The 4502-nt window shown below is 40.0% G+C and carries 3 protein-coding genes; 2 read left to right on the forward strand and 1 reads right to left on the reverse strand.

Translation table 11 applies throughout. The annotated features are described in order from the left end of the window. Window positions 1-40: 40 nt before the first annotated feature. Entirely contained in the window at window positions 41-754 is a 714-nt protein-coding gene (fadR, locus tag CXF89_RS18440) for a fatty acid metabolism transcriptional regulator FadR (protein WP_004335692.1), read from the forward strand. A gap of 364 nt (window positions 755-1118) precedes the next feature. Further along, window positions 1119-1724, forward strand: coding sequence for a peroxiredoxin (locus CXF89_RS18445; RefSeq protein WP_007378637.1), 606 nt, complete (start codon window positions 1119-1121; stop codon window positions 1722-1724). 58 nt (window positions 1725-1782) lie between these two features. On the opposite strand, the gene CXF89_RS18450 is transcribed toward CXF89_RS18445, so the two are convergent. After that, window positions 1783-4374 (reverse strand): TonB-dependent receptor, encoded by a 2592-nt coding sequence (locus tag CXF89_RS18450; protein ID WP_024608153.1) that lies wholly within the window; start codon window positions 4372-4374, stop codon window positions 1783-1785. Window positions 4375-4502: the final 128 nt, after the last annotated feature.

Consider the following 4502-nt stretch of genomic DNA (forward strand, 5'->3'; position numbering starts at 1 on the left):
TGTAAAACGATGAGTGTTGATTAATTCGAGTGGGAACTGGATGAGAATTTTTAAAGCGAAAAGCCCAGCAGGATTTGCTGAAGAATATATAGTTGAATCTATTTGGAACGGCGATTTCCCTCCAGGTTCAATTCTACCTGCCGAGCGAGAACTTTCAGAGTTAATTGGTGTAACAAGAACGACCTTGAGAGAAGTATTACAGCGTTTAGCACGTGATGGTTGGTTAACAATTCAGCATGGTAAACCAACAAAAGTAAATAACTTTTGGGAAACGTCTGGCTTAAATATTCTTGAAACACTAGCGCGCTTAGATGAAGACAAGATGCCAGAGCTGACAGATCAGCTTTTATCTGCACGTACTAATATTAGTGCTATTTATACACGTGCTGCAATTAAGTTAAATCCTGAACGTGTAATTGAAATTTTATCACAAAGTCATGAGCTAGAAGATACTGCGCAGGCATTTGCTGACTACGATTACAAAGTTCATCACGAATTAGCCGTTGCGGGTAATAACCGTATTTATGTATTAATACTCAACGGTTTTAGAGGTTTTTATTCAAAGATTGGTTGTCATTACTTCTCTGATGCCGGAACTCGTGAACTTGCTCGTCAGTTTTATAAAGATTTAACAATCTTGGCAGAAAATAAAGAGCACGATGGTGCTATTTCGATGATGCGTAAATACGGTCATCAAACAGGTGAGATTTGGCAAAAAATCCGAGGCGATATGCCCTCAGATATAATGGATTAAATTTAAACGAGAAACCTGCATTTGCAGGTTTTTTTGTACCTGTAAAAATTAATACCACATTATATGAATTTTTAAACAATTTAATGTATTAAGCCTTCTTCAGTAACGTCAAAAGTTCTATCTAATTACAACGCAATTTACACTTCAAAATAAACCTATTATTCAAGCAGATTAGTGCAAGTTGTAAGTGTTCGTTATTTTCGATTGCTCACATCGTTAAATGCGATTGTTCTTTTGTAGTGAATAACTTTAGAATGCCAATTAATTATATGTGTTCGCTATTGGTTTTTAATTTTTAGCGCCCATATAAGTACCAGCATTGCGAAAGCAATTGAAAACAAACTCAAAATATTTGGAGAATAAAATGGGTGTATTAGTAGGCCGCCAGGCACCAGACTTTACCGCTGCAGCTGTTCTTGGTAACGGTGAAATTGTAGATAGCTATAACCTTCATGAAACAATTAAAGGTAAAAAAGCAGTTATCTTCTTTTACCCACTAGATTTCACGTTTGTATGTCCTTCTGAACTTATTGCATTTGATAAGCGTTTTGAAGAGTTTCAAAAGCGTGGCGTAGAAGTAATTGGTGTTTCTATCGATTCACAATTCTCACATAACGCATGGCGTAACACTGCTGTTGCAGACGGCGGTATTGGTAAAGTTCAATACGCACTAGTTGCAGATGTTAAACACGAAATTTGTAAAGCGTATGACGTTGAGCATCCAGAAGCGGGTGTTGCATTTCGTGGTTCATTCTTAATCGACGAAGAAGGCAATGTACGTCACCAAGTAGTGAACGATTTACCACTAGGTCGTAACATCGACGAAATGCTTCGCATGGTTGACGCGCTAGCGTTCCACACTGAGCACGGTGAAGTATGTCCTGCTGGTTGGACTGAAGGTAAAAAAGGTATGGACGCAAGCCCTGAAGGCGTTGCTAAGTTCTTATCTGAAAACGAAGGCGAGCTATAATTTAGCCCTTAGTTTTAAATAAAAAAACCGCCAATTGGCGGTTTTTTTATGTCTTTAATTAGAAAGAAAAACTTACTTTAGTGTACAAGTAGCGGCCACGAGGGTTATGCACAGCTGATGCATAACCGTATAAATCGCCATCGCCATCACCAATTGCAAATGGTGGCTCTTCATCAAATAAGTTATTAACACCTAAAGATATTTTAGCTGACTCAGTAATACGGTACGACGTTTGTAAATCAACAAGCGTTTGCGAGTCAATCATACGTGAAGTATTGCTATCAAAGTCTAAATTGCCATCAAAGTCGATATCAGGCGTATCTTCAAATTCACCTACATAACTGATATTTACATTGGTGTTAAACTCACCAATTTCCCAGTTGGTTGAGAAAATAAAGCGATGCTCTGGGTAGCCATATTCACCCGTGTAATCACGACCATCTTTTTCAAACTTATCTTGATATGCCCACTCTAAATTAAATTTAAGTAAACCTAAGTCATCAAGAGAGTGGTTATAGTTTGCTGAAACATCAACACCAGACACTTCTTGCGATGATAAATTTTTAAATGTGCTGTGTATTTTTTGTATTGTGCCTAAGCTTGCTCCGCCTGTAGGGGCTAAACGAACACATACGGTACTATTTTGGTTACCACATTCTGCAGCATAAATAGGACCAAATTCTTCTTCATCGATTTTGTTATCTTGAGTAATGCTCCATACATCAACACTTAAACCAAACTCAGCTGTAGGTGCCCAGATAACGCCCACGTTCCATGATTCTGACTCTTCTGCTTGTAAATCAGGGTTACCAGAGAACTCAATATTGTAATCAAGTGCTTGGCAATCTAATCCTGTTTGTTCACAGCGCTGTGTATCAACAAAAAATTGGCTTTTTTGTGATGGACCTAAGCCTATTTGCGCTAATGAAGGCGCTCTAAAGCCTTGCGCCCAAGAACCACGAACCGTTACTTCATCAGTCGGTGCCCAGCGCAGAGCTATTTTTGGATTTGTAGTTGTACCAAAGTCGCTATAATCATCGTAACGACCGGCTAATTGTAGTTCGAGGTTTTCAGCAAGTGGGATTGAGAACTCAACATATGCAGCGTATTGTTCACGATCAGCAGAAGCTGATACTGATTCAGTACCAAATATTAAGCCACGTTGAAATTGATCATCAGGGATATCATTTACATCTTCTTCACGGTACTCAATACCGGCGGCCATCATTACAGCTTCGCCACCAAAACTAAACGCTTCACCTGTAATGTTAGCGTCAAAAGAGGTCATATGAGACTCACCGCGACGCACTAAGCTGGTTGTGATTCTGTCAATTACAGCTGGGTCGTTATATGTGCCACCGAATGGATTATAGTTACCGGCATCAATTTCTTGTTGTAAGAAATCGGTGCGTACCCAGCCTTGTGTACGATCGCCTGTTTGTAGTGATTTGCTGCGACCTTTTTGTACCGCTGTCTCCCAGCTCCAATCGTTTATTTCGCCTTTTAACCCTGCAACAAAGCGTAAGGTGTCTGACTCAATGTCCCATTGGCGAGCGCCTGCATCTACTGTACGGTAACGACCAATTTGAATGTCTTCACCAAATGGATTGTTTGGGTGATTAGCGGGTACCGTAAGGCCTGCATCTTCATCAAGTGGTGTTGGTGCACCTGCAGCGACAGAGCTGTTATGTTGAACAGCCATTTCTAAAAAGCCAGTAATGCCGTTATCAAAGCGGTATTCAAATTGTGAAATAGCGCCTACACGCTCAGATGCTGGGGCAACATATCCATATGGGCCGTAATCAAATAAACAGCTACCACTTGAAGTTGCATTTTCAGCAGGACAGGCAGGGTCGATTGTTTTAACGCCATCCACATAAAAGTAGCCTGGGAAACCACGAGATGAACGGAAATCTTCACCACCATAAGGTGCTTGGTTTGCAGTGCCAAGGCTGCCCATTTCATCAGAAGAAAGAGAGGTGTTTTTAAAGTAATCGATAATAACAGATGCACTACTTTTTTCGCTTGTTGTACCCCAAACTAGGCTTGCTGTTGTTTCTTCATAATTTGGACCATCTGTACCACCATAGCCTAGATTAATCTCAACACCATCAATATCTTTCTTTAAGATAACGTTAACTACACCCGCTACTGCATCTGAGCCATAGATAGCTGAAGCGCCATCTTTTAGTATGTCGATACGCTCAATAGCAGAAACAGGAATACTGTTAATATCTACAAATGAGTTGGTGATACCTTCAGCAAAGGCACTAATTGATACACGGCGACCATTAATTAATACCAGTGTTGCATCGGCTCCTAAGCCACGTAAGCTTACTGCAGCTGAACCGTTAGCGGTTGAATCTTGGTTGTTACCACGAGTAGAGAAAGTACCGCTACCTGCTACAGGCATTCTTTCTAGAAGTTGCTGTAAATTATCGTAACCCATGTTTTCGATTTCAGCTCTACCGATTGATTGTACCGGAGAAGGTCCTTCAATATCAGTTCGCTTAATACGAGAACCAGTAACCTGAATTCGCTCTACTTTTTTGGCTTCTTCTGCTGCGTAGGCTGTTGTTGTAAAACCTGCTGATAATGCGAGTGTTGCGCCCACAATAATGCTTGGTGTAAATGCAGTTGATTGCTTCATCCTTAAGTCCTTGTTGATATATTATAAAATTATTTGCTTAACAAGCGCAGGTGTTAATATCATGTAACTTAAGTGTTAGCAATTAGCTTAATTTGTGATTTAAGTATTAGTTTCAATGCCTTTTTGTG

This window comes from Pseudoalteromonas sp. MelDa3, from assembly GCF_002863625.1.
GTDB lineage: Bacteria > Pseudomonadota > Gammaproteobacteria > Enterobacterales > Alteromonadaceae > Pseudoalteromonas > Pseudoalteromonas arctica.

Bases quoted from the DNA above. Each gene is read 5' to 3' on its own strand.
- fadR (WP_004335692.1), top strand. From the start codon at position 41: ATGAGAATTTTTAAAGCGAAAAGCCCAGCAGGATTTGCTGAAGAATAT.
- CXF89_RS18445 (WP_007378637.1), top strand. From the start codon at position 1,119: ATGGGTGTATTAGTAGGCCGCCAGGCACCAGACTTTACCGCTGCAGCT.
- CXF89_RS18450 (WP_024608153.1), bottom strand. From the start codon at position 4,374: ATGAAGCAATCAACTGCATTTACACCAAGCATTATTGTGGGCGCAACA.